The sequence below is a fragment of the Streptomyces albidoflavus genome (assembly GCF_000719955.1).
Classification (GTDB): Bacteria; Actinomycetota; Actinomycetes; order Streptomycetales; family Streptomycetaceae; genus Streptomyces; species Streptomyces albidoflavus.
Genome location: NZ_JOII01000002.1, coordinates 234,620 through 261,281 on the forward strand (window position 1 = coordinate 234,620; position 26,662 = coordinate 261,281).

Sequence of the window (26,662 nt, forward strand, 5' to 3'; positions counted from 1 at the left end):
GGCGGCTCCTGACCGGTCAGACGATGGGGTCGTGGACGGTGACGAGCTTGGTCCCGTCGGGGAAGGTCGCCTCGACCTGGACGTCGTGGATCATCTCGGGCACGCCCTCCATGACCTCGTCCCGGGTGAGGACCTGGCGGCCGGAGGCCATCAGTTCGGCGACGCCCCGCCCGTCCCTGGCGCCTTCGAGGAGGTGCGCGGTGATGAGGGCGACCGCCTCGGGGTGGTTGAGCCTGAGGCCACGGGCCCGGCGCTTCTCGGCCACGTCGGCGGCCACGTGGATGAGCAGACGCTCCTGCTCGTGCGGGGTCAGTTGCAACGCGTGCACACCTCACAGGTCTCGTCCCGGCGGCGGCACCTGAGGGGCCGTCGCGGAGCGCGCGGCGGCCGGGGCGGGGGCTGGAGAGGGGGACCGGCTCGTCGGCCGCACCTGGCCGTTCCCCGCGCAAGCACAGTAATGACGAGGCGTTTCCAGGGCGTTAAGCCTGGTTAATTCGCGGGTCAAGGACCGGCAGGTCACGCCCGGACGGAGCAACCCGTCGGCGCAGCACCGGGCGCGGACGCGGCGGGCGGCGGCGCGGGGCGGGCCGTATACGGGGAACGCGGTGCCGGGGTGCGGTCAGCCGGCGCCGGGGTCGCGGTGCTCGGCGGTCAGGCCGTACCGCTCGGGCTCGCTCCAGCCGGCGCCGGTGGCGCCGTTCCCGAGGCGGGAGACGGTGCTGATGATCTCCTCCGCCTCGGCCGGCTCCCCGGCGGCGGCCTGGCTCGCGGCGGCCTCCAGCCGCTCCAGGTCGGCGGCGGAGACCAGGGCGACCAGCGGCTTGCCGTGGCGGGTCACGACCACCCGTTCGCCGCCGTAGACGACGCGGTTGATCAGCTCGGCCAGCTCAGCCCGGGCCTGCGTCACCGGAATCTCGTACGCCATACCCCCATTCTAACGTCACGTACGTCCTGTACATTTTTGACAGATGGCACGGCGCCGGATGCCGCGCCGCCAGCGAGATGGGGTCCTCCATGCAGCGCGCCACCGGCCGCCACCACCTCCCCGAGTTCACCGAGCGCACCTCAGCGGGGAGCCGGACGCAGGACCCGTACAGCAAGCTCTTCTCGGAACGGATCGTCTTCCTCGGCACGCCGGTGGACGAAGCCAGTGTCACCGACGTGATGGCCCAGTTCCTCCACCTCGAACACGCCGACCCCGACCGGGACATCCAGCTCTACATCAACTCCCCCGGCGGCTCCTTCAGCGCGATGACGGCGCTCTACGACACCCTCCAGTACGTCAGCTGCGACGTGGCGACCACCTGCCTCGGGCAGGCGAACTCGGCGGCGGCGGTCCTGCTCGCGGCCGGGGCGCCGGGCAAGCGGCTGATGCTGCCGGGCTCGCGGGCCGTCATCCGCCAGCCCGCACTGACCGAGCCGGCCCGGGGCCAGGTCAGCGACCTCGCCATCGAGGCGGAGGAGCTGCTGCGGATGCGCGCCCTCCTGGTGGAGCTGCTCGCCCGCCACACCGGCCGCGACCGGGACCGCATCGCCCAGGACATCGAGCGGGACCTGCACCTGGACGCCCGGCAGGCGGTGGAGTACGGCCTCGCCGACCACCTGGTGGGCAGCCGTAAGGGTCCGGCCGGCGGGAAGTGACCCGCCGGAGCGCGGGGCGGAAGGAGCGTCGCGCTCGCCCACCCCGCCGAGCGCCGCACCCCGCGCGGCGGAGCGCACACCGGGCCGCCCGCCCGGCGCGCCACGCCCGGAACGGCCCGTACGGACTACCCCCGGACGGTGTATTCCCGAGCCCTCCTCCCGGCCCTTCCGGGTTGCGCCCGCGGTCCGCCCGCGTCTGCGCGCGCACCGCTCCACCGCTGGTCCGGACCTCCCTCCCACCCGGAACACGCCCGGGCGCCGCACCAGGTCCACTCGAACAGGGCAGGGGAGACCAAACGCACAAACTGCCGCTTCCTCCCCGAAATCGCCGCCCTTGTACGTGAAGATCCGTCAGGACGACAAGCCCCCGCCGCAGCGGCGGGGCGGTCCGGGCGGACGCCGAGTCCTGCCGCCGTCCGGACGACAGGTCGACACCGAGTGGATCGGCAGGAGTGGAGGACCCAGGCACGGCGGGCCCAGGAGACCGGCGACGGACTCCGGGGGCCCTTGGGGTGAAGCCGCTGCGGCGGCCGGGCGACTTCGCAGGTCCGAACCCGACAGGTCATCCTTCACAGGCGGCTGACGAAGGGTTACGCATGACTGAGCGGAATCGAGTCCCGTCCCTGCTCTCCCGGGCCGGCGCGGTCTCGGCCCTCTCCCTCGCCGCGATGAGCACCACCCTGGTCGCCCCCGGCGCGGCGCCCGAGGCGGCGGCTGCCACCCACGCCGCCAAGGCGCTCCAGATCGCCTCCTCGAAGAAGGGCTCGCCCTACCGGTACGGCGCGACCGGCCCCCGCAGCTTCGACTGCTCGGGGCTGACGCTCTACTCGTACAAGAAGGCCGGGAAGAAGCTGCCACGGACGGCGGCGCAGCAGCACAACCGGACCAAACGGATCTCCGCCTCCCACCGGCGCAAGGGCGACCTGGTCTTCTTCCACTCCGGCGGCAGCGTCTACCACGTGGGCATCTACGCCGGGGGCGGCAAGATCTGGCACTCCCCCAAGAGCGGCGCGGTGGTGCGGCTGGAGAAGATCTGGACCGGCAGCGTGCGGTACGGGCGCGTGAACTGACGGACGCCGGCGGCCGGCCCGTGCGCCCGCGGGCGGGGGCGGACGGGTCAGCCGCCGATGGTGGCGGGCCAGGGCAGGTCGACGCGGACGGTCTTGCCGCCCTCCTGGGTCGGGACGACCGTGAACCGGCCGCCCTGTTCGGCGGTGAGCCAGCGGACGATGGCCATGCCGCGGCCGTTGTCCTCCTGGACCGCCGCCGGGAGCCGTCTGGGCCACCGCGGGTGGCTGTCGGTGACGCCGAGCCGCAGCCGCTCGTCCTGGTCGAGCGTCATGGAGACGGTGAAGGTCGGCGAGTGGCCCTGGGTGTGCTGGACGGCGTTGGTGACCAGCTCCGAGATGATCAGGCGGACGGTGTCCGCCGCCTCGGAGTCCGCCGGGAGACCCCACTCGGTGAGGACGGTCAGGACGTGGGTGCGGGCGGCGGGGACCGAGGCCGGATCGCTCGGCAGAGTGACGGTTGCTTCGTGGTGGTCTGCCATGGCTGCGTCGCCCTTTCCTCGGAGCCGGTCACGGCCCCGAGGACGGATGAACTCGGGGTGTGGCGGGACCGGTTGCCTCCACGTCAGACTGCCACTGTGTCGTCCGTCACGTAGGCCGATCCCCCAAGATATGCATATATCTGTCGCTCGATGCGGTGAACTCTGCGACGGGCGGCCGTATCCGGCCCCTCCCCCGGGTGTGCCATGGGCGGCGTCGCCCGCATGGAATCCGCCACCGGAAGGAGACGCGCATGCCGAACGGACCCGCCGTGCGCCGGCGCAAACTCGGAGCCGAACTGAAGGCCCTGCGCGGCCGCGCCGGACTCACCAGCGGCCAGGCGGCCGGACTGCTCGGCTGGCACCAGTCGAAGGTGAGCCGGATCGAGACCGCCCGCAGCGGGGTGAAGCCCGGGGACGTGCGCCGCCTGCTCGACGCCTACGACGTGCGCGATCCGAGGCTGCGCGAACTGCTGGTGGCGCTGGCCGGCACCGAGCAGGACGGCGAGCACCGGCGCTGGTGGCACCGGTACCGGGGCGTACTGCCGCCGGAGTACCGGGACTTCATCAGCCTGGAGTCGCAGGCCACGCGGATGCGCACGCTGGAGACCTCGGTGGTGCCGGGGCTGCTCCAGACCCCCCGGTACGCCCGCGCGGTGACCCGGGCCTCGCTGGCCGGGGTGCCCCAGGCGCAGGTGGACGCGCTGGTGGAGGTGCGGCTGGCGCGCCAGGAGGTGCTGCGGACCAAGCGGCCGCTGGAGCTGAGCGCGGTGATCGACGAGTCGGTGCTGCACCGCACGATCGGCGGCCCGGAGGTGATGCGCGGCCAGCTGGCGGCGCTGCGGGAGGCGGCCGCGCTCCCCCATGTCGTGCTCCAGGTGCTGCCGTACACCTCCGGTGAGCACATCGGCCTCACCGGCCCTTTCGTTATCTTCTCTTTTCCGAACACGAACGATCTGGATTTGGTCGTTCTTGACCACCTCACGAGTAGCCTCTATCTGGAGCGGAAAGAAGACCTCTCGGCATACGCCGACGCCTTCGCCTCGCTTCAGGCGCGGGCGTTGTCAGCAGAGGACTCGCTGCTTCTCCTCGCCGAGAGGCACGACGACGGCCCGTAAGGAGGCGCCGTGACCGCACAGCCTCGGTACGTCCCGGTCAGCAGCTCACTGCAAGGCGTCCGGTGGCGGCGCAGCAGCCGCAGCACCGGGATGAACAACTGCGTGGAGACCGCCCGGCTCACCTCGGGCCCCCACGCGGGTCTGCTCGCGGTACGGGACTCCAAGAACGCCCCCGGCCCCGCGCTGCTCTTCTCCCCCGCCGCCTGGCGGGGCTTCGTCACGGCCCAGGGCCCCGGCCCCGCCTGACACCCCGCTCCTCGCGGCCCCGCCTCCCCCGCTCAGCGGGCGGCAGGCGGGGCCGTCCGCGTGAGGACCGACAGGGCGCGGTCCAGGTCGGCGGGGGTGAGGTCGGCGCGGGCGGTCAGCCGCAGCCGCGAGACGCCGTCGGGTACGGACGGTGGCCGGAAGCAGCCGACCGCCAGGCCCTGTTCACGGCAGCGCGCGGCCCAGTCGGCAGCCTCCTGGGCCGAGGGCGCGCGCACCGAGACGACGGCGGCGTCCGGCCGGGCGGCCTGGAACCCGGCGGCGGTCAGCTCCTCGTACAGCGTGCGGGCGGTGCGGCGGACCCGGGCGGCGCGGTCCGGTTCGGCGCGCAGCAGGCGCAGGGCGGCCAGCGCGGCGCCGGCGGCGGCCGGGGCGAGGCCGGTGTCGAAGATGAAGGTGCGGGCGGTGTTGACGAGGTGGTCGACGACGGCGGCCGGGCCGAGGACGGCGCCGCCCTGGCTGCCCAGCGACTTGGAGAGGGTCACGGTGACGACGGTGTCGGGTGACCCGGCCAGCCCGGCGGCGTGCGCGCTGCCCCGGCCGCCCTCGCCGAGGACCCCGAGGCCGTGGGCGTCGTCGACGAGGATGCCCGCGCCGTGCTCCCGGCAGGCGGCGGCGAGCGCGGGGAGCGGGGCGGCGTCGCCGTCGACGGAGAAGACCGCGTCGAAGACGGCGAGGGCCGGGCCCCGGTGGGCGGCGAGCGCCTTGCGGACCGCGTCGGGGTCGGCGTGGGCGACCACCTCGGTGGTGCCCCGGGCCAGCCGGCAGCCGTCGATGAGCGAGGCGTGATTGGAGGTGTCGGAGACCAGCAGGGTCCCGGCGGGGGCGAGCGCGGTGACCGCCGCGAGGTTGACGGCGTACCCCGAGGAGAGGACCAGGGCGGCCTCGGCGCCGCAGAAGCCGGCGAGTTCCCGCTCCAGTTCGGCGTGGAGCGCGGTGGAGCCGCTGACCAGACGGGAGCCGGTGGCACCGGCGCCCCAGCGGCGGGCGGCTCCGGCCGCCGCCTCGGTGACCTCCGGGTGGCGGGCGAGGCCGAGGTAGTCGTTGCCCGCGAGGTCGAGGGTGTCCGAGGCGGCGGGCCTCGGGCGCAGGGCGCGGGTCAGCCCGGCCTCCTCACGGCGGGCGGCCGCCTCGGCGGTCCAGGCGAACGGTCCGGCAGGTGCGGGGGTGGGGTGGGGCATGGGCCGTCCTCAGCGTCGCCGGGGCAGGGCGGCGGGGCCGCCGTTTGTGAGCAGTGCACAGACACTAGCCGGTCGGAAGCGGGGGCATGGTGTGGTAATACCCACAGCACTTTCAGGGGGCGTTGTAGGAAGTCTCCTTGGCCCGGGGCCATCCCGTGCGTCAGGATCAGCCGCATGGATCTCCTGAAGACGCTGGTGGACAAGGGGCTTCGGCGTGAGCTGCCGACCCGTGACGAGGCGCTGGCGGTGCTCGCCACCTCCGACGACGACCTGCTGGACGTGGTGGCGGCGGCGGGCCGGGTGCGCCGCGAGTGGTTCGGCCGCCGGGTGAAGCTGAACTACCTGGTCAACCTCAAGTCCGGGCTCTGCCCCGAGGACTGCTCGTACTGCTCGCAGCGGCTCGGCTCCACGGCGGGCATCCTCAAGTACACCTGGCTGGGTGCCGAGGAGGCGTCCAAGGCGGCGGCCGCGGGGCTCGCGGGCGGCGCGAAGCGGGTCTGCCTGGTGGCGAGCGGCCGGGGCCCGACCGACCGGGACGTCGACCGGGTCTCGAAGACCATCGAGGCGATCAAGGCGGACCACGAGGACGTCGAGGTCTGCGCCTGCCTCGGGCTGCTGTCGGAGGGTCAGGCGGAGCGGCTGCGCGCGGCGGGCGCCGACGCGTACAACCACAACCTGAACACCTCCGAGGCGACCTACGGGGAGATCACCACCACCCACACCTACGCGGACCGGGTGGACACCGTCCAGCGGGCGCAGGGCGCGGGCCTTTCGGCCTGTTCGGGGCTGATCGCGGGGATGGGCGAGAGCGACGAGGACCTGGTCGACGTGGTCTTCTCGCTGCGCGAACTGGACCCGGACTCGGTGCCGGTGAACTTCCTGATCCCCTTCGAGGGGACGCCGCTGGCCCGCGAGTGGAACCTGACCCCGCAGCGGGCGCTGCGCATCCTCGCCATGGTGCGGTTCGTCTGCCCGGACGTGGAGGTGCGGCTCGCCGGGGGCCGCGAGGTGCACCTGCGCACCCTCCAGCCGCTCGCCCTGCACCTGGTGAACTCCATCTTCCTGGGCGACTACCTGACCAGTGAGGGCCAGGCCGGGCAGGCGGATCTGGAGATGATCGCGGACGCCGGGTTCGAGGTGGAGGGCGCGGGCACCACGACGCTGCCCGCGCACCGCGCCGACGTGCTCGCGGGAGGCTGCGGCGGCCACGGGCCGGCCGAGGACGCCGGCGCACCGGCGCACGCCTGCGGCTCCGGGGCCTCCGGCGGCTGCGGCCCGTGCGGCGGCGCGGACGCGGAGCCCGAGGTTCCGGCCGCGCGGGAGGCGGGCGGGGCCCGCACCGACCTGGTGGCGGTGCGGCGCCGGGGCGCGGGAACGGACGTCGCCCCCAATGCCTGAGCCGACCCAGGCCCTGCTGCCGTCCGCCGGGTCCTTCCCGGCGGACCCGGCGGGGCTGCTCGCCCTGGACCGGCGGCACGTCTGGCACCCGTACGGCCCGATGCCCGCAAGCTCCGACCCGCTGGTGGTGGAGTCGGCCTCCGGGGTGCGGCTGCGGCTGGCGGAGCCCGTCGAGGGGGTGACGGAGCTGGTCGACGGCATGTCGTCCTGGTGGGCGGCGGTGCACGGCTACCGGCACCCGGTGCTGGACGAGGCGGTCCGCGACCAGCTGGGGCGGATGAGCCACGTCATGTTCGGCGGGCTCACCCACGAGCCGGCCGTACGGCTGGCGACCCGGTTGGTGGAGCTGGCACCCGAGGGTCTCGAGCACGTCTTCCTCGCCGACTCCGGGTCGGTCTCGGTCGAGGTGGCGGCCAAGATGTGCCTGCAGTACTGGCGTTCGCTGGGGCGGCCGGAGAAGCACCGGCTGATGACCTGGCGGGGCGGCTACCACGGTGACACCTGGCAGCCCATGTCGGTCTGCGACCCCGAGGGCGGCATGCACGACCTGTGGTCCGGGGTGCTGCCCCGGCAGGTCTTCGCCGACGCGCCCCCGGACGGCTTCGACACCCCGCCCTCCGAGGCGTACACGGCCCACCTGTGGGAGACGGTGGAGCGGCACGCCCACGAGCTGGCCGCGGTGGTCGTCGAGCCGGTGGTGCAGGGGGCCGGGGGGATGCGCTTCCACTCCCCCGCCCTGCTGCGGGTGCTGCGCGAGGCGTGCGACGCCCACGACGTGCTGCTGGTCTTCGACGAGATCGCCACCGGCTTCGGCCGCACCGGCTCCTTCTTCGCGGCCGGGCACGCGGGGGTGTCCCCCGACGTGATGTGCGTCGGCAAGGCGCTGACCGGCGGTTACCTCACGCTGGCGGCGACGCTCTGCACCGGCCGCGTCGCGGCGGGCATCGCCCGGGGCGAGGTGCCGGTCCTGGCCCACGGCCCGACGTTCATGGGCAACCCGCTGGCCTGCGCGGTGGCCAACGCCTCCCTGGACCTGCTCACCGGCCAGGACTGGCAGGGCGAGGTGGCCCGCGTCTCGGCCGGCCTGCGTGCCGGACTGGAGCCCGCCGCCGCCCTGCCGGGGGTGACGGACGTCCGGGTGCTGGGCGCGATCGGCGTGGTCCAGCTCGACCACCAGGTGGACGTGGCGGCGGCGAGCCGCGCGGCGGTACGCGAGGGCGTGTGGCTGCGGCCCTTCCGCGACCTCGTGTACACGATGCCGCCGTACGTGACCGGGGACGCGGACGTCGCCCGGATCGGCCGCGCGGTCCGCGCGGCGGCCGGGGCGGGGTGAGCCGCGCCCCGGCGCGGTGGGAGGTACGTGATGAGGAGCAGCCAGGTGGGAGCGGAGCGATGACGGTACAGGTGGTCACGGGGACCGGCACGGAGATCGGCAAGACGGTGGTGACGGCGGCGCTGGCCGCGGCCGCCCTGGCGGCGGGGCGGAGCGTCGCCGTCCTCAAGCCGGCCCAGACGGGGCTGCGGCCCGGTGAGCGCGGGGACGCCGACGAGGTGGCCCGCCTCGCCGGTCCCGTCACCGCCGCCGAACTGGCCCGTTTCCCCGACCCGCTGGCCCCGGCGACGGCCGCCCGCCGGGCAGGGGCGGCGCCGGTGGGCCCCGAGGAGGTCGCGGAGGCCGCCGCCAAGCTGGCGACCGAACACGACCTGGTGCTGGTCGAGGGCGCGGGCGGGCTGCTGGTCCGCTTCGACGAGCGGGGCAGCACCCTCGCCGAGGCGGCCCGGCTCCTCGCCGCCCCGCTCCTCGTCGTGGTCCCGGCGGCGCTCGGCACCCTCAACGCCACGGCCCTGACCGCCGAGGCCGCCCGCGCCCGGGGCCTGGAGGTGACCGGGACCGTGATCGGCGGCTGGCCCGAGCAGCCGGGGCTGGCCGAACGCTGCAACACCGAGGACCTGACCGAAGCGGCGGGCGCGCCCCTGCTGGGTGCTCTCCCATGGGGCGCCGGCTCCCTCAGCCCCGAGGCGTTCCGGGCGGCGGCCCCGAAGTGGCTGGCCCCCGAACTGTACGGGCGGTGGGACGCGGCGAGGTTCCGGGAGACGTGGGCGGCGGGCTGAACGGGCGCGCCTCTCGCCGTACGCCGGTCATCCGCGCAGCCGTTCCGTCCACGGATGCGGCCCGTACGTCTGCTCGATCGTCTCGGCGAGCCAGCGGCGCTGCCCGGCCGTGAGGACGGGCAGCGCCGCCGTGAAGTCCTCCTCGTCCTTGGGGCGGCGCGCCTTGGCCTTGTAGTGGAGCTGCACCTCGGGGGCGAGGAAGGGCACGCCCTCGGCCGTGGTCGCACCCAGGGTGTCGAGGGGCCTGCGGACGCGCGGGTCCCGGCGGGAGACCCAGTGGCCGTCCTGGGCCTCGTCCAGCATCAGCTGGACGCGCCAGGGGGCGTCGGGCCCCGGCCTGCACCAGATGTCGTGGACGCCGGGCGGCAGGATCTCGCCCGCCGCCCACGGCCGGAGGGTGCCGGGCGGGTCGGCGGCCCACCACTCCCACCCGGCCAGCGCGCGCTGCGCCGCCAGTTGGTCCTCGCGCAGCAGGAGCACGTCGATGTCGGCGTGGCCCCGGAAGGCACGGCCGACGGCCAGCTCGACGGCGTACCCGCCCGCGATCCACCAGGGTGCGCGCAGGGGGGCGAAGAGCGCCGCCACCTCCGTGACGGAAGCCGGTTCCCACGTGCCGTACGGCGCTTCGATGCGTTCCATCTGCTTGTTCCCTCCAGGTCAGTCGCGGCTCCCCAGCCGGAGTTCGCGCCCCCGCCACCGCTCGCGCAGCCAGCGGTCGTGGCTGGCCATCACCACCGCGCCCGGGCCGGGACCGAGGGCGGCTTCCAGTTCGTCGCTCAGGCGCGGCGAGAGGTGGTTGGTCGGCTCGTCCAGCAGGAGCAGTTCCGGGGGACGGGCGACCAGCAGGGCCAGGGCGAGCCGTCGCCGCTGGCCGACGGACAGCTCCGCGACGGGCCTGCCGAGGTCGGCGGCGGCCAGCAGGCCGAGCTGCGACAACGGTACGGCTTCGGCCCGTTCGGCGCCGAGGGCTTCGGCGTAGACGGTCCGCGCGGTGCGTTCCGGGCGCCGGAACCGGGTGTCCTGTGCCAGCAGGCCGACCCGCAGGCCGGGGCGGTGCCGCAGCTCGCCGCCGGGGTCGAGGCGGCCCGCGAGGACGGCCAGCAGCGTGGACTTGCCGGTGCCGTTGCCGCCGGAGACCAGCAGCCGGTCACCGGCGGCCACGTCGAGCCGGGGAAGGGAGAGCCGACCGGGCACCCGCAGGTCGCGCACGGTCACCAGCGGGCCGTCCGCCGGGTCCGGTGGCGCCGTGGCGGCCGGCCCGGCGAAGCGCAGGCGGAGCACCGGCGGGGGCGGGGCCACCTGGCGGCGCTCCGCCGCCTCCAGGCGCCGGTGTGCGTCGCGGGCCCGCCGGGCGAGCTGCGTCTGGGCGCGGCCCGCGCGGTGGCCGTACCCCATCTTCTCGTTGTCGGGCCGGTCGCGGCCGGGGACGGCACGGCCGCCGGAGGTGTCGGCCGCCCGGCGCAGCAGGGCCAGTTCCTCCTGCTCCTCGGCGTACCGCCGCTCCCAGCGGGCGCGTTCGGCGCGCCGGCCCGCCAGGTAGGAGGAGTAGGTGCCGCCGTGGCGGACCGGGCCGCCGGGTGCCGGATCGAGGTCGATCAGGTCGGTGCAGACGGCGTCGAGGAACGCCCGGTCGTGGCTGGCGGCGACCACGGTGCCGGGCAGCTCCCGCAGCCGCTCCTCCAGGAAGGCGGCGGCCTCGTCGTCCAGGTGGTTGGTGGGCTCGTCGAGCAGGAGGGCGCTGGGGCGCCGCACCAGCAGCGCGGCGAGGGCGAGGCGTCCCCGCTGCCCGCCGGAGAGCGAGGCGAGGCTCCGTCCGTGGTCCAGCGCGCCGAGGCCGAGCCCGGCGAGGACCGCCGCCGCACGGCGGTCCGCCTCCCAGACCTCCTGCCGCTCGGCGTTCTCCAGCTGCCTCCCGTAGGCGGTCAGCAGGTCCGCGTACTCCGGCGTGTCCTGCGGTGTGGTCTCCAGCAGGCCGGTGAGGCGGTCGAGTGCGGTGAGGGCGGCGCGCGCCTCGCGCAGCGCGCCGTCCAGCACGTCGGCGAGGGTGGAGGCCGGGTCGTACGGCAGCTCCTGGTGCAGGACGCCGAGGTCGGCGGGGCGGACGACGTGCCCGGAGTCGGGCCGGTCGGTGCCGGCGAGCAGGCGCAGCAAGGTCGACTTGCCGACGCCGTTCTCGCCGATGAGGCCGATACGGCGGCCGGGGGCGGCGGTGAGAGAGACGCCGTCGAGGACGCGGCGGCCGCCGAGGACGCGGACGAGGTCGTGGGCGAGGAGGGCGGGTTCTGGCACGGTTCGGTTCTCCACCTGCGTGAGCGGTCGGGGCCCGGGGGGCGTGCGCCTCGGCGCGGGCCGGTCGGCAGGCGGCGGCTCACACCCCGGGGGCGCCCGTCTCCGTGAGGCGGCCGCCGGCCAGCCGCAGCCACCGGTCCACACCGATCCCGGCGAGGAACCGTTCGTCGTGGCTGACCACGACGAACGCGCCCCGGTAGGCGGTGAGCGCGGTCTCCAGCTGGCCGGTGCTGACCAGGTCCAGGTTGTTGGTCGGCTCGTCGAGCAGCAGGAGCTGCGGGGCGGGGTCGGTGTGCAGGACGCAGGCGAGGGTGGCGCGCAGCCGCTCGCCGCCGGAGAGCACGCCGACCGGGAGGTGGGCGCGGTCGCCGCGGAAGAGGAAGCGGGCCAGCAGGTTCATCCGCTCGGCCTCGGTGATGCCGGGGGCGTACGCGGCGAAGTTCTCGGCGACGGTGCGGTCGGGGTCGAGCAGGTCGAGCCGCTGCGTGAGATGGGCGACGCGGCCCTGGGCGTGGCGCGCCTCGCCGCTCTCCGGTTCCAGGGTGCCGTCGAGCAGGCGCAGCAGGGTCGACTTCCCGGCGCCGTTGGGGCCGGTCAGCGCGATGCGCTCGGGTCCGCGGATCGTCAGGTCGAGGCCGTCGCCGGCGAAGAGCTGTTGGTCCCCGTGGCCGACGCGCAGCCGCTCGCCCTGGAAGACGGTCCGTCCGGCGGGGACCTGGGTGTCCGGCAGCTCCAGGACGATCCGCTGCTCGTCGCGGACGGCGCGCCCGGCCTCGTCGAGCCGGGCCTTCGCCTCGCCGAGCCGGGCGGCGTGCGTCTGTCCGGCGCGTCCGGCGGACTCCTGCGCGCCGCGCTTCATGTTCCCGGCGAAGATCTTCGGCAGTCCGGCGCTCTTGAGGTTGCGGGCGGCGTTGCTCTGGCGCCGCTCCGCCCGCTCCCGGGCCTGCTGGAGTTCGCGCTTCTCCCGCTTCAGCTCCTGCTCGGCGCTGCGGACGTTCTTCTCGGCGACCTCCTGCTCCCCGCGCACGGCTTCCTCGTACGCGGTGAAGTTGCCGCCGAAGAAGCGCACCCGGCCGCCGTCCAGTTCGGCGATCCGGTCCATCCGGTCCAGGAGCGCGCGGTCGTGGCTGACCAGCAGCAGGCAGCCGTTCCACTCCTCCAGTACGCCGTACAGGTGGCGGCGGGCGTCGAGGTCGAGGTTGTTGGTGGGTTCGTCCAGGAGCAGCACGTCGGGGCGGCGCAGGAGCTGGGCGGCGAGGCCGAGGGAGACGATCTGGCCGCCGCTGAGGGTGGCGAGGCTCCGGTCCAGGGCGAGGTGGCCGAGGCCGAGCCGGTCGAGCTGGGCGCGGGTGCGTTCCTCGATGTCCCAGTCGTCGCCGATGGTGGTGAAGTGCTCCTCGCTCACGTCGCCCGACTCGACGGCGTCGAGGGCGGCGATCACGGGGGCGACACCGAGCACCTCGGCGACGGTCAGCTCCCCGGCGAAGGGGAGACTCTGCGGGAGGTACCCGAGCGTGCCGCTCACCTGGACGCTGCCGGAGCGGGGGCGCAGCTCTCCGGCGATCAGCTTGAGCAGGGTGCTCTTGCCGGCACCGTTCGGGGCGACGAGGCCGGTACGGCCCGCGCCGACGGTGAAGGACAGGCCGTCGAGGACGGGGGTGTCGTCCGGCCAGGCGAAGGACAGGTGGGAAACGGTGACGAAGGCGTCGGACATGCGGCGGACCTCAAGGATGTGACGCGGGTACGCGAAGGCGCTGCCCCGCGGAGAACGGAGAGGAGGGAACGACGGCATGGCCACCACGGCGGTAGGGCGCTAGGCGCCCGCCGGTGGCCGTCAGCTCCGGGTATCACCCGGAGATGTCGTCGTCACCCGCCATGTCTGGTCTCCCTGAGGTGCGAGGGCCGCGGCCTGGATGGCGCGGCTCCTGCGGAAAAGTCCCGTCCACCGTAGCAGCAGGGGCGCGGCCGACGCAGGACCGCCGCCCGCGCGCGCCCGGTGCCCGGCTCCGGGTCAGAGGGACTTCACCCAGCGCCGCCAGTGGTCCTCGCGGTGGTACCCGGACGCCTCCCAGGCCTTCTGCGCCCGCTCGTTGACCTCCAGCACCATGGCGTCGACCCGCCGCCCGCCCAGCTCCCGGAAGCGCCGCTCCGCTGCCTCCAGCAGCAGCCCTGCGATCCCCTGCCGCCGGTGGTCCGGGTGGACAGCCAGCCGGTACACGGAACACCGCCAGCCGTCGAACCCGGCGATCACCGTGCCGACGAGTTCGCCGTCCCTCTCCGCGAGGATCAGCGCCTCCGGATCCCGGTCGATGAGCCGGGCCACACCGACGGGATCGTCGGTGATGCTCTTCCCCTCAGCGGCCTTGCCCCAGAAAGCGAGGACGGAGTCGATGTCCCGTGCGGCCGCTGGACGGGTGATCAGTTCCATGGCCAGAGTCGATCACGGGGACCGAGGCATCGGCCACCGAGTTCGCGAGGAGCCGGGCCTCTCTGCGTTCGGCGGCCGGAGCGATCCGCACGGTAAGAGTTGGGTGAAGAGGCCGAAGGCGGTCCGGAGGTCTCTCGGTCCAGGCCTCGTCTTCTGGCTCGTCGTCCTCTCGCCGTCCACCGGCTCCTGTCGGCCTGGCGAATCCGCCGACGGCGCCACGCGCTCCTCGGGGGAAGTCGGCCACCGTCCTCGCGGCCGTCATCGCTCACGGCGGCGCCGCGCTGCTGTTCACCCTGGCCACTCCCCGGCCCGGCCTGGGCCTCGGCGGCGTACTGCTCGCGGGCGGCGTCAGCGCGCTCCTGGCCGTGGGCGCCGCAGCCTGCCTCCCGACGGCTCGCCGGGGAACGCCCGCAGCGGGGGGACCGGAGCCGCAGTTGAGACCTTATGCAGCTTTTCTCCCGCTTTTGCTGGGGCTTTACTATGGGGGACGTTGTTCGATCTCCCCCGGTCCAGCCGCTCGGAGCGCTGCCGCGGGGCATCATGGGTTCTTCCTCAAGAAAGGTGTGTGAGCGTCCGCCCATGGGCGAGCCTCCCAGTACCACGTACCTCCGCATTCCCCGTCGCGCGCACCCCGCCTCCCTGACTGATCATGGGACGGTGGTGACCCGATGACCGAAGTGCTCCTCCTCCTGCTCGCCATCGCGCTGGCCCTCGCCTGCGGTGCCTTCGTCGCCGCCGAGTTCTCGCTGACGACCGTCGAGCGCAGCACCCTCGAAGAGGCCGCGGACCGCGGCGAACGCGGCGCCGCCGGCGCTCTCAAGGCCGTACGGCACCTCACCTTCCAGCTCTCCGGCGCCCAGCTCGGCATCACCGTGACCAACCTGGTCGTCGGCATGCTCGCGGAGCCGTCCATCGCGGCGCTGCTCGCGGGGCCGCTGCGCTCGATGGGCGTCTCGGCCGGAACCGCCTCCTCCATCGCCCTGGTCGTCGGCACCGCCCTGTCGACCGTGGTCCTGATGGTCGTGGGCGAGCTGGTCCCGAAGAACTGGGCGATCTCCGAGCCGCTGGCCGTGGCCAAGAAGGTCGCCACGCCGCAGCGGATCTTCAGCACCCTCTTCCGGCCGTTCATCACCCACCTGAACAACACGGCCAACCGGGCGGTCCGCCGGATGGGCATCGAGCCGGCCGAGGAGCTGGCCTCGGCGCGCGGCCCGCAGGAGCTGGTGGCGCTGGCCCGCCATTCGGCCAAGGCCGGGTCGCTGGAGGCGGACACCGCCGAGCTGTTCGTCCGGACCCTGAACCTCGCCGACCTGACCGCGGAGAACGTCATGACCCCGCGCGTCCAGGTGATGGCCCTGGACGCCCAGGCCACCTGCGAGGACGTCGCCAACGCCACCCGCGCCACCGGACTCTCCCGCTTCCCCGTCTACCGGGGCAGTCTGGACACGGTGGTCGGCGTGGCGCACATCAAGGACGTCCTCGCCGTCCCCGCCGAGCTGCGCGCCCGGCGGCCGGTGACGGAGCTGATGCGCGAGCCGTTGCTGGTCCCCGAGTCGCTCACCGTCGACCGGCTGCTGGACCGGCTCTCGGGCCGCCGCACCATGGCCGTGGTCATCGACGAGTACGGCGGGACCGCCGGCGTGGCGACCCTGGAGGACATCGTCGAGGAGGTCGTCGGCGAGGTCCGCGACGAGCACGACCCGCACGAGACACCGGGGCTCGCCCCGGCCGGCGAGGACGAGGAGGGCCGCACGCTCTACTCGGCGGACGGCGCCGCCCGCACCGACCACCTGGCCCGGATCGGGCTGAAGGTCCCGGAGGGCCCGTACGAGACGCTGGCCGGGCTGGTCGCCACCGAGCTGGGGCGCATCCCGGCCGTCGGTGACCACCTGACCGTCAAGGGCTGGAACCTCGACGTGGTGGACGCCTCCGGGCGCCGTGCCGCGCGGGTGCTGCTGCACATGCCCGCCGACGCCGGGTCCGCCGAGGAGGACGAGCGATGATCGTCGTACAGCTGCTGATCGGCCTCGCGACGCTCGTCGTGAACGCCTTCTTCGTCGGCGCCGAGTTCGCCCTGATCTCCGTCCGCCGCAGCCAGATCGAGCCGCACGCCGAGGCGGGGAACAAGCGGGCCCGCAGCGTGCTGTGGGGCCTGGAGCACGTCTCGCAGCTGCTGGCCGCGGCCCAGCTCGGCATCACCCTGTGCACCCTGGTGCTGGGTGTGGTGGCGGAGCCGGCCATCGCCCATCTGCTGGAGCCGGTCTTCGACGCGGTGGGCGTGCCGGTCGCGCTGGGCCACACGCTGTCGTTCGCCATCGCGCTGACGGCCGCGACCTACCTGCACATGCTGCTCGGCGAGATGATCCCGAAGAACGTGTCGCTGGCGGAGCCGGTGCGCAGCGCGCTGCTGCTCGGCCCGCCGCTGGTGACGCTCTCCCGGGCGCTGCGTCCGGTGATCTTCGCCATCAACGCCTTCGCCAACCTGCTGCTGAAGCTGTTGCGGGTGGAGACCAAGGACGAGGTGTCGGCGAGCTTCTCCGACGACGACCTGGCCCGCATGGTGAAGGACTCCGGGGACGCCGGGCTGCTCGACGACCGGGCCACCGAGCGCCTGCACGACGCGCTGGAGCTGGGCCGCCGCCCGGTCAAGGACGTGGTGCTGCCGCTGGAGCGGATCGTCTACGCGCACATCGGGGTCACCCCCGAGGAGCTGGAGCGGCTCTCGGCCGAGTCGGGCTTCTCGCGGTTCCCGGTGGTGGACGACGGCCGCCGCATCGTCGGCTACCTGCACGTCAAGGACGCGCTGGACGCCATGCCGCGCGACCTGCCGTTCCGGGTGCCGGACATGCGTCCCATCCCCCGGGTGCGCGAGGCCACCCCGATGGACGACGTGCTGACCGCGATGCGCGGCAGCCGCACCCATCTGGCCGCGGTCCTCGGCGCGGACGGCCGGCTGGCCGGTCTGGTCACGATGGAGGACGTCCTCCAGGAGCTGTTCGGCCGCACCCCGGCCTGACCCGTACGCCGGTGCCGGGGTCCCTCGCGGGCCCCGGCACCGGCGTTTCCGCCCCCTGCCCCATACCAACGGGTATGCCGGTGGCGCGCCGCCGCGGACCGCGCAGTACGATCGCTGGCGCCATGCAGACGAATGCCACTTACACCAGCCTGGTCGCGATCGGCGACTCCTTCACCGAGGGCATGTCCGACCGGCTGCCGGACGGCTCCTACCGGGGCTGGGCGGACCTCCTCGCCGCCCGCCTCGCCGAGCGGACCCCCGGTTTCCGCTACGCCAACCTCGCCGTACGCGGGAAGCTCATCGGCCAGATCGTCGAGGACCAGGTGGACGCCGCCGCCGCGATGAACGCCGATGTGGTGACCCTGGTCGGCGGACTCAACGACACCCTGCGCCCCTCCTGCGACATGGACCGGGTCTGCGGACTGCTGACCGAGGCCGTCGAACGGCTCGCCCCCAGCTGCGGCACCCTGGTGCTGATGCGCAGCCCGGCCCGCAACGGCCCCGTCCTGGAACGGTTCCGGCCCCGCATGGAGGCTCTCTTCGCCCACCTGGAGGGGCTGGCCGAGCAGCACGGGGCGCGCCTGGTCGACCTCTACAGCGCGCCCTCGCTGAGCGACCCCCGGCTCTGGGACGTGGACCGGCTGCACCTGAACGCCGAGGGCCACCGCCGGGTCGCCGAAGCCGTCTGGCAGGACCTGGGGCTGGAGCCCACCGGCGACTGGGCGGCGGCCCTGCCCGTCGCCACTCCCCCGGGCTGGCTCCGCCGCCGGGGCGCCGACGTGATGTTCACCCGCCGCCACCTGGCCCCCTGGATCGGCCGCCGCCTCACCGGCCGCTCCTCCGGCGACGGCCGCCACGGCGCCCACATGGACCCGGCCACGGCCACCGCCTTCTGGGCCACGCCCGCCGAGGGCACGGCCCCGGGCCCGGTCCAGGGCTGGCGCCGCCTGGACCCGGCCGACGCCCGGCGCGACTGAGCGAGGACGCCCGGGCGGCCGGCTCCCGGGGCACTCCGGGCCCGGCCGCTTGGGCTTTCCTACGAGAGCGGCCAGGCGCGAGCCTCACACTTTGCGCCAGTAGGATGACCGGTGTGACTGCAAAGCCCCGCATCCCGAACGTCCTGGCCAGCCGCTACGCCTCCACCGAACTGGCCTCCCTCTGGTCCCCCGAGCAGAAGGTGAGGCTGGAGCGGCAGCTCTGGCTCGCGGTGCTCCGCGCCCAGCGGGACCTGGGTGTGGAGGTGCCCGAGGGCGCGATCGAGGACTACGAGCGGGTCCTCGACCAGGTCGACCTCGCTTCCATCGCCGAGCGCGAGGCGGTCACCCGGCACGACGTGAAGGCCCGTATCGAGGAGTTCAACGCCCTCGCCGGGCACGAGCAGGTCCACAAGGGCATGACCTCGCGCGACCTCACCGAGAACGTCGAGCAGCTCCAGGTCCGCCTCTCCCTCGAACTGGTCCGGGACCGCACGGTCGCCGTCCTGGCCCGGCTCGGCAGGCTGGCGGGCGAGTACGGCGAGCTGGTCATGGCGGGCCGTTCGCACAACGTCGCCGCCCAGGCCACCACCCTCGGCAAGCGGTTCGCCACCGCCGCCGACGAGCTGCTGGTGGCGTACGGCCGGGTCGAGGAGCTGCTGGAGCGGTACCCGCTGCGCGGCATCAAGGGCCCGGTCGGCACCGCCCAGGACATGCTGGACCTGCTCGGCGGCGACGCGGCCAAGCTCGCCGAGCTGGAGGGCCGGATCGCCGGTCACCTCGGCTTCGGCCAGGCGTTCACCTCGGTGGGCCAGGTCTACCCGCGCTCGCTGGACTACGAGGTCGTCACCGCGCTGGTGCAGCTGGCCGCCGCTCCCTCCTCGCTGGCCAAGACCATCCGGCTGATGGCCGGCCACGAGCTGGTCACCGAGGGCTTCAAGCCCGGCCAGGTCGGCTCCTCGGCGATGCCGCACAAGATGAACACCCGCTCCTGCGAGCGCGTCAACGGCCTCATGGTCATCCTGCGCGGCTACGCCTCGATGACCGGCGAGCTGGCCGGCGACCAGTGGAACGAGGGGGACGTCTCCTGCTCGGTGGTCCGCCGGGTCGCGCTGCCCGACGCCTTCTTCGCGCTGGACGGCCTGCTGGAGACCTTCCTGACGGTGCTGGACGAGTTCGGCGCGTTCCCGGCCGTGGTCGCCCGCGAGCTCGACCGGTACCTGCCCTTCCTCGCCACCACCAAGGTCCTGATGGGCGCCGTCCGCGCGGGCGTCGGCCGGGAGATCGCCCACGAGGCGATCAAGGAGAACGCGGTCGCCTCGGCGCTGGCCATGCGCGAGCAGGGCGCGGAGCGCAACGAGCTGCTCGACAAGCTCGCCGCCGACCCGCGGCTGCCGCTCGACCGCGAGCAGCTGGCGGCCCTGATGGCCGACAAGCTCTCCTTCACCGGCGCCGCGGCCGACCAGGTGAACGCGGTGGTCACCGCCGTGGAGAAGGTCACCCGGCGCCACCCGGAGGCGGCCGGCTACGCGCCCGGCGCGATCCTGTGACCCGCGCGCCCGCCGGTCCGGCCGGTGCCCGCGCACCCCGAGGACCGGCGGGCGCCCGCCCGACCCCCGAGGAACTGGCCCGCGTCCGCGTCCCGGACGTGGTCGGACCGGAGCTGCGGGTGCTGTTCTGCGGCATCAACCCCGGCCTGCTCACCGCCGAGACGGGCCACCACTTCGCCCGCCCCGGCAATCGCTTCTGGCCGGTCCTGCACCGCTCGGGCTTCACCCCGCGCCGCTTCGCCCCGGCCGAGCAGCACCTCCTGCCGGCGCTGGGCCTCGGCATCACCAACGTGGTGGCACGCCCCAGCGCGCGGGCCGACGAACTGACCGCCGAGGAGTACCGCGAGGGCGGCACCCTGCTGACCGCCAAGGTGGCCCGGCTGGCGCCGCGTTGGCTCGCGGTGGTCGGGATCACGGCGTACCGGGCGGCGTTCGGCGAGCGCCGGGCCGTGGTGGGCCCGCAGGAGCGGACGGTCGGGGGCGCCCGCGTCTGGGTGCTGCCGAACCCGAGCGGGCTCAACGCCCACTGGTCGGTGGAGGCGATGGCCGGGGAGTACGGGCGGCTGCGGGAAGCCGTGGACGCGGCCCCGGCCCGCTGACCGCCGGGCGGCTCACACCGAGGCCATCACGGCGAACAGCGCGATCGTGGGCACCAGGAAGGCGACGGCACCGGTCGTCAGGCCGGCCAGGCAGCGGCCCCGGGCCCGCTCCCCCTTGGCCAGGCCGACAGCGCCGTACGCCGTCGCGACGGCGCCGCCGATCAGGCCCAGGATCATGACGAAGGGGACCGCGGCGAAGCCGAGGGCGACGCCGAGCAGACTGACGGGGCCGATCACGGCCGCCAGCGCCCCGTGGGTGAGGTCGGGCTTGTTCGCTGTGCCGGTCATGGTGGGTTCCTTCTAGGGCGGGTCGACGGCGGTGGCGAGGGCCAGCAGGCGGAGGGGCTGCTCGGTCTCCCGTTCGGCGGTGCCGAGGGCGATCCAGCGGTCGGCACGGCGCCAGAGCAGCACGTCCGGCACGGAGGCGCACAGCGAACGCCAGGGCTCCTCGACCACCTCGCCGGTGCCGGCGATCCGCGCCTCCTCGGCCCGGACGAAGGCGCTCCAGAGGCTGACGTGCTCGGCGGGCCCCCAGCGCACCTCCAGCACCACCGCGAGGGCTTCCCGCAGTGCGGCGAACTCCTCGGCCACGGCGGCCCGTTCACCCGCCGGAGCACCCGAACTGGCCAGCAGGGCGAGGTGGAAGCCGGGCCCCGTACTCCCCTCGGGGTCGCTGCGGACGGAGCCCTCGTCCGCGAAGGGCCGCGCGCACAGCTGCTCCAGGGTCGCCAGGTGCCGAGCGGTACTCATACGGTCCAGTAAACCGGTCGCCGCCGACAGCCGGGCCACCGGCTCCCGGAGCGGCGCGGCCCCGCAGGAGGGCCGGGGACGGGAAGGTGGCACAGTGTCAGACTCCGCTTCCGCGGGGACGGCGCGTACCAGCCCTCGCAGCCGGGGGCCCGGCACAGTACGATCCGGCCATCACGCGCACGAGCAGGGAGGACCAGCGGTGGGACGCATGACCGGCGGAGACCCCTCGCTGCTGCGCCGCATCAACTCGGCCGTGGTGCTGCACGCGCTGCGCGGTACGGAGTGCGCCACGCTCACCGAGATCACCCGCGTCACCGGCCTGTCCCGGCCGACCGTCGAGGGGGTCGTGGAGGGGCAGATCGAGGCAGGTCTGGTCGTGGAGGTGGCGGCCGAGGAGGGCGCCGCACGGCGTCAGGGACGGCCCGCGCGGAGGTTCCGGTTCCGGGCGGAGGCGGGCTACCTGCTGGGGCTGGAGATCGGTTCGCACCGCGTGTCGGCGGTCCTCTCCGACCTCGACGGCCGCATTCTCGGCACCTCCCAGAAGCCCGTCCTCGCCTCCGCCCCCGCCGACGAGCGGCTGGAGCGGCTGCGGGCCACCGTCGCGGACCTGCTGCGCCGGACGGGCGTGTCGCGGCAGGCGGTCCGGGCGGTCGGCGTGGGCAGTCCGGGCATCGTGGAGGCCGACGGGACGGTCCGGCTGGGCACGGCGCTGCCCGAGTGGACGGGACTGGAGCTCGGGGAGCGGCTGCGCCGGTCGTTCCGCTGCCCGGTGCTGGTCGAGAACGACGCCAACACGGCGGCCGTGGCGGAGCACTGGAAGGGCGCGGCGGCCGGTTCGGACGACGTGATCTACGTGATGGCGGGGCTGAGCCCCGGCGCCGGTTCGCTGATCGGCGGCCGGCTGCACCGGGGGTTCGGCGGAGCGGCCGGGGAGATCGGCGCCCTGCATCTGCTGGGGCGCGGGGAGACCCCGGAGACCCTGCTGTCGACCAACGGGGAGCCGCTGCATCCGCTGGACGAGCAGGCGGTGGCCGCGGTCTTCGCCGACGCCCGCGACGGCGACGCCCAGGCGCAGGCGGCCCTCGACCGCTTCGTGCGGCGGCTGGTGCACGACGTGGCGGCGCTGGTGCTGGCGCTCGACCCGGAGGTGGTGGTGATCGGCGGCTGGGCGGCCGGACTGGACGGCGTACTGGAGCCGCTGCGCAAGGAGCTGGCGCGGTACTGCCTGCGGACGCCCCGGGTCGCGCTCTCCGTCCTCGGCGAGGCCGCGGTGGCCACCGGGGCGCTGCGGCTGGCGCTGGACCATGTCGAGGAGCAGCTGTTCGCGGTGGAGACCACGGTGACCGCCCGGCGCTGAGCGGCCCACCCGCGCCACGGCGCACGGCCGCCGGGACGAGTCCTGGCGGCCGTGGCGGGAGGGGCGAGGGGGCGGGTCAGGAGGCCTGGCGCTCCGGGGTGTGGTGGATCTCGACGCCGTCCGCGCCGAAGGTCAGGCGGCAGGTGTCGGCCCGGTAGGTGGCCAGGGAGACCGCCGCGGTGCCACCGGCGCCGAAGTAGCGGGTGGTGACCACGAGGACGGGCGCGCCGGGCAGCCGGTCCAGGGCACGCGCGTCGTCGGCCCGGGCGGAGCCCAGTTCGACGGAGCGGTCCTGGCCCTCGAACTCCATCCTGCGCAGCTCCCGCAGGACGGCGCGGGCGCGGGCGGGGCCGGCCGGGGCGTCTATGGCGGTGAGGTCCGGCACCGAGGAGGCCGGGATGTGGACCAGGTCGGCGGCGACGGGCTGGCCGCCGGTCACCCGGGTGCGGCGGACGATGTGGACCGGCTCGTTCTTGGCGATGCCCAGAAGCTCGGCGACGGCGGCGGGCGCGGTGGCGCGGTCGCTCTCCTCGGCCTGCCAGGCGTCGCCGGGCGCGCCCGGCCAGCCCAGCTCGGCCGAGCCGACGGCCACGCCGACGCGCGGCGGCGCGACGGTGGTGCCGACGCCCCTGCGGCGCTGGAGGCGCCCTTCGAGTTCCAGCTGCTCCAGCGCCTGCCGGAGCGTGGCCCGCGCGACGCCGAAGCGCGCGGCGAGGTCCCGCTCGTTCGGCAGTACCTGGCCGACGGCGAACTCGGAGTCGAGTGCCTCACTGAGCACGGTCCTGAGGTGCCAGTACTTCGGCTCCGGCACCGATTCCAGCTGCGTGGTCCCCACCCTGATCCTCCGCAATCGCCTTGTCCCGGCGGTGTTTTCCGTGCCCTTGTTTATTAAAGGTTCCTTCACTAACCCTAGCGACGATAGGGGGCGCCGGGAACTTGGTCAAGACCAATCCTGCGGTGAACCCGGGGCGCCCCGGCACATCGCCGTACAGCGTTCACGCATCGTTCGTATGCGCCACACAGGGGGACGTACGCCGCACCGCGCCGTTCACGTGACGGCCGCCCGGCGCGCGGCACGCGGGGCGGCCAAGGGCTACCGATCGGTAGGGCTTACTGACAAGCTGTCCAGCAGCACAGGCCAAGTCCAGCGCGGACCCCGCGCGTTCACGTCGAGGAGCTGCATGACCGCCACCGTCTCCTTCCGCATCGACACCCCCGCCGGTTCCCGCGAGGTGAGCGCCGTCCACGAACGCCACGGCTCCGGGGAGCCGGTGGTACTGCTGCACGGCATAGGGCACCACCTCCAGGCGTGGGAGCCGGTCACCGGCATCCTCGCCGCCGAACGGGACGTCGTCGCCGTGGACCTGCCCGGCTTCGGCGCCTCCCCCGCCCTGCCGGACGGCGTCCCCTACGACCTGCCGACCGTCGCCCGGACCCTGGGCAGGCTCTGCGAGACGCTGGGGCTGGACCGTCCGCACGTGGTGGGCAACTCCCTGGGCGGCCTGCTCGCCCTCGAACTCGGCCGCCAGGGACTGGCGCGGACGGTCACGGCCCTCTCGCCGGCCGGATTCTGGAGCGAGGGCGAACGCCGGTACGCCTTCGGCACGCTGCGCGCGATGCGGCAGGCGGCCCTGGCGATGCCGCTCCCGGTGGTCGAGCGGGCGGCCCGCACCGCCGCCGGGCGCGCCGCCCTCACCAGCACCATCTACGCCCGCCCGGGGCGCCGCCCGGCGGCGGCGGTGGTCGCCGAGACACTGGCGCTTCGCGAGTGCACCGGCTTCGAACCGACCCTGGCGGCCGGCCGCGACGCCCTGTTCACCCATGACGTACCGGACGTCCCGGTGACCGTCGCCTGGGGCAGCCGCGACCGCATCCTCCTGCGCCGCCAGGGGGTACGGGCCAAGCAGGTCATCCCCAAGGCCCGCCTGATCCGCCTCCCGGGCTGCGGGCACGTCCCGATGAACGACGACCCGGCCCTGGTCGCCCGTGTCATCCTGGACGCCACCCGCTGAGGACACCGGACGGGCCGGGGCGCGCCACCCCGGCCCCTCAGGGCCCGTTCGCTCCGGTGGGAGCGGACCGTCCCCGGCCGACCCCGACCACCCTCACCACGGAGTCACGTGCCGGACCTCTCCTTGCGCCTCGCGGAGCTTGCCGACAAGCCCACGGCCGAACGCCTGTGGCTGATGTTCCGCCACGACATGTCGGAGGTGGAGGGTGACCTGCCCGGCCCTGACGGATCCTTCCCGGACGCTTGGCTTCACCTGGCCTTCTCCGAACCCGACCGGGCGCCGTACCTCCTGACCGTCGGTGACCGGCCCGTCGGGTTCGCGTTCGTCCGCGGTCTGCTCGGTCCGACGCGCGTGATGAACAGCTTCTTCGTGGTGCGCGGGGCGCGACGGGCGGGCGCCGGTACGCACGCCGCCCAGGGCGTCGTGGCCCGGCATCCGGGGCCGTGGGAGATCGCGTTCCAGGATGCCAACGCGGGCGCGGTGCGGTTCTGGCGTCGGGTCGCCACGGAGATCGCCGGGGACGCCTGGACAGAGGAGCGCAGGCCGGTGCCGAACCGGCCGGACCTGGCACCTGACGTCTGGATCTCGTTCAGCACCACCGCCGGACCCGGCGCCCTCCACCCTGCCGACGACGGCGCGTAGGCGCCCGGCGTCGGCCGAGGGGTCAGATCCAGCCCCTTCGGTCCCGGGGGCAGCCCCCGCCGAACGGCGGATGTTCACTGGGGGTTCGCGTCGGCGCCGCTCGTCCCACCCCGTACGGCAGCAGAGTGGCGCCCGGACACTCGCCCCGGTACCGACGAGCAGGAGGCCCCATGACCCCCGCCCCCGACCACCACTCCCCCAGCGGCGCGGGCTCCGCCGGCGTCGACCGGCGGCGGCTGCTCACCGGGTCGCTGGCGGCGACCGCCGCCCTCGCGCTGCCCGCCGCCGGCGCGGCCCCGGCCTTCGCCCGGTCGGGGCGTCCGGCCGCCCGCTGGGGCGTGCAGGCCGGTGACGTGGGGGCGGACGGGGGTCTGGTCTGGGTGCGGTCCGACCGTCCGGCCCGCATGGTGGTGGAGACCTCGGCCACCGAGTCGTTCCGCCATCCCCGGCGCTTCCGGGGGCCGTTGCTCGGCCCGGGCACCGACTTCACCGGCACCACCCGGCTGCGCGGGCTCCCCTCCGGGCAGCAGATCCACTACCGGGTCCTGCTCGCCGACCCCGACGACCCGCGGCGCGGCGGCGAACCCGTCACCGGCACCTTCCGCACCACCTCGCCGCGCCGGCGCGACGTGCGGTTCACCTGGTCCGGGGACATCGCGGGACAGGGCTGGGGCATCAACCCGGAGCGGGGCGGTTACCGGGTCTTCGACGAGATGGCGGCGCTGGACCCGGACTTCTTCCTGTGCAGCGGGGACACCATCTACGCCGACAACCCGATCGAGCCGCGGGTGACCCTGGCGGACGGCCGGATCTGGCGGAACATCACCACCGAGGAGAAGGCGAAGGTCGCCGAGACGCTCGACGAGTTCCGGGGCAACTTCCGCTACAACCTGCTGGACGCGCCGCTGCGGCGGTTCAACGCGCGGGTGCCGTGGATCGTGCAGTGGGACGACCACGAGGTGCACAACAACTGGTACCCGGGGCAGCTCCTCGACGACGACCGCTACACCGAGAAGCGCGCCGACGTGCTGGCCGCCCGGGCCCTGCGGGCCTTCGGCGAGTACTTCCCCGTCTCCACGCTGCCGGCGGGCACCGCCGACCGGGCGGGCCGGGTCTACCGGGTCCTGCGGCACGGGCCCCTGCTCGACGTCTTCGTGCTCGACATGCGCAGCCACCGGCGGCCCAACTCGCCCGGCCGGGAGGCCGACGACACGGTGGGCATCCTCGGTGCGGAACAGCTGGCCTGGCTCAAGCGGGAGCTGTCCCGCTCGCGGGCCGTCTGGAAGGTGATCGCCTCCGACATGCCGCTCGGCCTGGTCGTCCTCGACGCCGACAAGCACGTGGAGGCGGTGGCTCAGGGCGACCCGGGGGCGCCGCTGGGCCGGGAACTCCAGATCGCGGAGCTGCTGCGGCACATCAAGGACCGGCGGATCACCGGCACCCTCTGGCTCACCGCCGACGTGCACTACACCTCGGCCCAGCACTACCGGCCCGAGCGGGCGGCCTTCCGGGACTTCGCGCCGTTCTGGGAGTTCGTCACGGGCCCGCTGGCGGCCGGCGGCTTCCCGGCGGTCGGGCTGGACGCGACCTTCGGGCCCGACCAGGTCTTCGTCCAGGCGCCGGACCGGGCCAACGTCTCCCCGGCCGAGTCCCCGCAGTACTTCGGCGAGGTCGGCATCGACGCCGGGAGTGGGGAGCTGACCGTGCGGCTGCGCGCGGAGGGCGGCCGGACGCTGTTCCGCAAGACGCTCCAGCCGGGGCTGGTGGGCCAGTGAGCCGCCCGGG

At 74.5% G+C, this 26,662-nt stretch carries 27 protein-coding genes; 16 read left to right on the forward strand and 11 right to left on the reverse strand.

What is annotated here, in order from left to right:
* Positions 1 to 16 precede the first annotated feature (16 nt).
* Positions 17 to 319 carry an urease subunit gamma gene (locus IF45_RS0102815; RefSeq protein ID WP_010639708.1) on the reverse strand — a complete coding sequence of 101 codons (303 nt, stop codon included), beginning with the start codon at positions 317 to 319 and terminating at the stop codon, positions 17 to 19.
* Between the two features lie 300 nt (positions 320 to 619).
* The gene (locus IF45_RS0102820) at positions 620 to 925 is read right to left on the reverse strand and encodes a type II toxin-antitoxin system Phd/YefM family antitoxin (RefSeq protein WP_030305264.1); all 306 of its coding nucleotides are present in this window, start codon (positions 923 to 925) and stop codon (positions 620 to 622) included.
* Between the two features lie 89 nt (positions 926 to 1,014).
* On the opposite strand from IF45_RS0102820, the gene IF45_RS0102825 reads away from it, so the two are divergent.
* Entirely contained in the window at positions 1,015 to 1,641 is a 627-nt protein-coding gene (locus IF45_RS0102825) for an ATP-dependent Clp protease proteolytic subunit (protein WP_030305266.1), read from the forward strand.
* Positions 1,642 to 2,237: 596 nt separating this feature from the next.
* Positions 2,238 to 2,711 (forward strand): C40 family peptidase, encoded by a 474-nt coding sequence (locus IF45_RS0102830; RefSeq protein ID WP_003946821.1) that lies wholly within the window; start codon positions 2,238 to 2,240, stop codon positions 2,709 to 2,711.
* A gap of 47 nt (positions 2,712 to 2,758) precedes the next feature.
* On the opposite strand, the gene IF45_RS0102835 is transcribed toward IF45_RS0102830, so the two are convergent.
* Positions 2,759 to 3,190 (reverse strand): ATP-binding protein, encoded by a 432-nt coding sequence (locus IF45_RS0102835; protein WP_003946822.1) that lies wholly within the window; start codon positions 3,188 to 3,190, stop codon positions 2,759 to 2,761.
* Positions 3,191 to 3,441: 251 nt separating this feature from the next.
* Here IF45_RS0102835 and IF45_RS0102840 point away from each other — a divergent pair, with 251 nt between their 5' ends.
* Together IF45_RS0102840 and IF45_RS0102845 are read left to right on the forward strand one after the other, a co-directional pair.
* Positions 3,442 to 4,305, forward strand: a complete 864-nt coding sequence (locus tag IF45_RS0102840) for a helix-turn-helix domain-containing protein (RefSeq protein ID WP_003946823.1) — start codon at positions 3,442 to 3,444, stop codon at positions 4,303 to 4,305.
* A gap of 9 nt (positions 4,306 to 4,314) precedes the next feature.
* A complete protein-coding gene (locus IF45_RS0102845) occupies positions 4,315 to 4,551 on the forward strand; it encodes a DUF397 domain-containing protein (RefSeq protein WP_003946824.1) in 237 nt (78 codons plus the stop codon).
* 32 nt (positions 4,552 to 4,583) lie between these two features.
* Here IF45_RS0102845 and IF45_RS0102850 read toward each other — a convergent pair whose 3' ends face one another.
* Complete coding sequence (locus IF45_RS0102850) at positions 4,584 to 5,750, reverse strand: 8-amino-7-oxononanoate synthase (RefSeq protein WP_015508235.1); 1,167 nt, start codon at positions 5,748 to 5,750, stop codon at positions 4,584 to 4,586.
* Between the two features lie 174 nt (positions 5,751 to 5,924).
* On the opposite strand from IF45_RS0102850, the gene bioB reads away from it, so the two are divergent.
* From bioB to bioD, 3 genes are read left to right on the forward strand one after another with little or no spacing between them, the layout of a single operon-like run.
* Complete coding sequence (bioB, locus tag IF45_RS0102855) at positions 5,925 to 7,148, forward strand: biotin synthase BioB (protein ID WP_003946826.1); 1,224 nt, start codon at positions 5,925 to 5,927, stop codon at positions 7,146 to 7,148.
* Positions 7,141 to 8,481, forward strand: a complete 1,341-nt coding sequence (locus tag IF45_RS0102860; protein ID WP_030305268.1) for an adenosylmethionine--8-amino-7-oxononanoate transaminase — start codon at positions 7,141 to 7,143, stop codon at positions 8,479 to 8,481. The genes bioB and IF45_RS0102860 overlap by 8 nt, the downstream gene beginning before the upstream one ends.
* 59 nt (positions 8,482 to 8,540) lie before the next feature.
* Positions 8,541 to 9,260 (forward strand): dethiobiotin synthase, encoded by a 720-nt coding sequence (gene bioD, locus IF45_RS0102865; RefSeq protein ID WP_015508233.1) that lies wholly within the window; start codon positions 8,541 to 8,543, stop codon positions 9,258 to 9,260.
* A gap of 27 nt (positions 9,261 to 9,287) precedes the next feature.
* Here the strand turns inward: bioD and IF45_RS0102870 are convergent, their stop codons facing one another.
* The 4 genes from IF45_RS0102870 to IF45_RS0102885 form a co-directional block, all read right to left on the reverse strand.
* Complete coding sequence (locus tag IF45_RS0102870; protein WP_030305270.1) at positions 9,288 to 9,899, reverse strand: nucleotidyltransferase domain-containing protein; 612 nt, start codon at positions 9,897 to 9,899, stop codon at positions 9,288 to 9,290.
* Positions 9,900 to 9,917: 18 nt separating this feature from the next.
* Entirely contained in the window at positions 9,918 to 11,549 is a 1,632-nt protein-coding gene (locus IF45_RS0102875; RefSeq protein WP_030305272.1) for an ABC-F family ATP-binding cassette domain-containing protein, read from the reverse strand.
* Between the two features lie 79 nt (positions 11,550 to 11,628).
* Entirely contained in the window at positions 11,629 to 13,263 is a 1,635-nt protein-coding gene (gene abc-f, locus IF45_RS0102880) for a ribosomal protection-like ABC-F family protein (protein ID WP_030305274.1), read from the reverse strand.
* A gap of 297 nt (positions 13,264 to 13,560) precedes the next feature.
* Positions 13,561 to 13,977, reverse strand: coding sequence for a GNAT family N-acetyltransferase (locus tag IF45_RS0102885; protein WP_030305276.1), 417 nt, complete (start codon positions 13,975 to 13,977; stop codon positions 13,561 to 13,563).
* Between the two features lie 668 nt (positions 13,978 to 14,645).
* Here IF45_RS0102885 and IF45_RS0102890 point away from each other — a divergent pair.
* The 5 genes from IF45_RS0102890 to mug all read left to right on the forward strand — a co-directional run bounded on the left by IF45_RS0102890 (position 14,646) and on the right by mug (position 20,116).
* Positions 14,646 to 15,980: a hemolysin family protein gene (locus IF45_RS0102890; protein ID WP_003946834.1), complete on the forward strand. Its 1,335-nt coding sequence runs from the start codon at positions 14,646 to 14,648 to the stop codon at positions 15,978 to 15,980.
* Positions 15,977 to 16,993, forward strand: coding sequence for a hemolysin family protein (locus tag IF45_RS0102895; RefSeq protein WP_003946835.1), 1,017 nt, complete (start codon positions 15,977 to 15,979; stop codon positions 16,991 to 16,993). Before IF45_RS0102890 ends, IF45_RS0102895 begins: the two co-directional genes overlap by 4 nt.
* Positions 16,994 to 17,115: 122 nt before the next feature.
* Positions 17,116 to 17,970 (forward strand): SGNH/GDSL hydrolase family protein, encoded by an 855-nt coding sequence (locus tag IF45_RS0102900; protein ID WP_008406145.1) that lies wholly within the window; start codon positions 17,116 to 17,118, stop codon positions 17,968 to 17,970.
* A 104-nt stretch (positions 17,971 to 18,074) separates the two neighbouring features.
* Complete coding sequence (gene purB / locus IF45_RS0102905) at positions 18,075 to 19,517, forward strand: adenylosuccinate lyase (RefSeq protein ID WP_030305282.1); 1,443 nt, start codon at positions 18,075 to 18,077, stop codon at positions 19,515 to 19,517.
* Positions 19,514 to 20,116 carry a G/U mismatch-specific DNA glycosylase gene (gene mug, locus IF45_RS0102910; protein ID WP_008406142.1) on the forward strand — a complete coding sequence of 201 codons (603 nt, stop codon included), beginning with the start codon at positions 19,514 to 19,516 and terminating at the stop codon, positions 20,114 to 20,116. The genes purB and mug overlap by 4 nt, the downstream gene beginning before the upstream one ends.
* 12 nt (positions 20,117 to 20,128) lie before the next feature.
* Here the strand turns inward: mug and IF45_RS0102915 are convergent, their stop codons facing one another.
* Positions 20,129 to 20,404 (reverse strand): hypothetical protein, encoded by a 276-nt coding sequence (locus IF45_RS0102915; protein ID WP_008406140.1) that lies wholly within the window; start codon positions 20,402 to 20,404, stop codon positions 20,129 to 20,131.
* Positions 20,405 to 20,416: 12 nt separating this feature from the next.
* Positions 20,417 to 20,866 carry a hypothetical protein gene (locus IF45_RS0102920; RefSeq protein WP_030305285.1) on the reverse strand — a complete coding sequence of 150 codons (450 nt, stop codon included), beginning with the start codon at positions 20,864 to 20,866 and terminating at the stop codon, positions 20,417 to 20,419.
* Between the two features lie 199 nt (positions 20,867 to 21,065).
* On the opposite strand from IF45_RS0102920, the gene IF45_RS0102925 reads away from it, so the two are divergent.
* Positions 21,066 to 22,223 (forward strand): ROK family protein, encoded by a 1,158-nt coding sequence (locus tag IF45_RS0102925; RefSeq protein WP_030305287.1) that lies wholly within the window; start codon positions 21,066 to 21,068, stop codon positions 22,221 to 22,223.
* Positions 22,224 to 22,299: 76 nt separating this feature from the next.
* On the opposite strand, the gene IF45_RS0102930 is transcribed toward IF45_RS0102925, so the two are convergent.
* Complete coding sequence (locus IF45_RS0102930; protein ID WP_030305290.1) at positions 22,300 to 23,058, reverse strand: GntR family transcriptional regulator; 759 nt, start codon at positions 23,056 to 23,058, stop codon at positions 22,300 to 22,302.
* A 346-nt stretch (positions 23,059 to 23,404) separates the two neighbouring features.
* On the opposite strand from IF45_RS0102930, the gene IF45_RS0102935 reads away from it, so the two are divergent.
* From IF45_RS0102935 to IF45_RS0102945, 3 genes are all read left to right on the forward strand, one after another.
* Positions 23,405 to 24,235, forward strand: a complete 831-nt coding sequence (locus IF45_RS0102935) for an alpha/beta fold hydrolase (protein ID WP_010639731.1) — start codon at positions 23,405 to 23,407, stop codon at positions 24,233 to 24,235.
* A gap of 108 nt (positions 24,236 to 24,343) precedes the next feature.
* Positions 24,344 to 24,877, forward strand: a complete 534-nt coding sequence (locus IF45_RS0102940) for a GNAT family N-acetyltransferase (RefSeq protein WP_030305291.1) — start codon at positions 24,344 to 24,346, stop codon at positions 24,875 to 24,877.
* Between the two features lie 170 nt (positions 24,878 to 25,047).
* Complete coding sequence (locus IF45_RS0102945; RefSeq protein WP_030305292.1) at positions 25,048 to 26,652, forward strand: alkaline phosphatase D family protein; 1,605 nt, start codon at positions 25,048 to 25,050, stop codon at positions 26,650 to 26,652.
* Positions 26,653 to 26,662 lie beyond the last annotated feature (10 nt).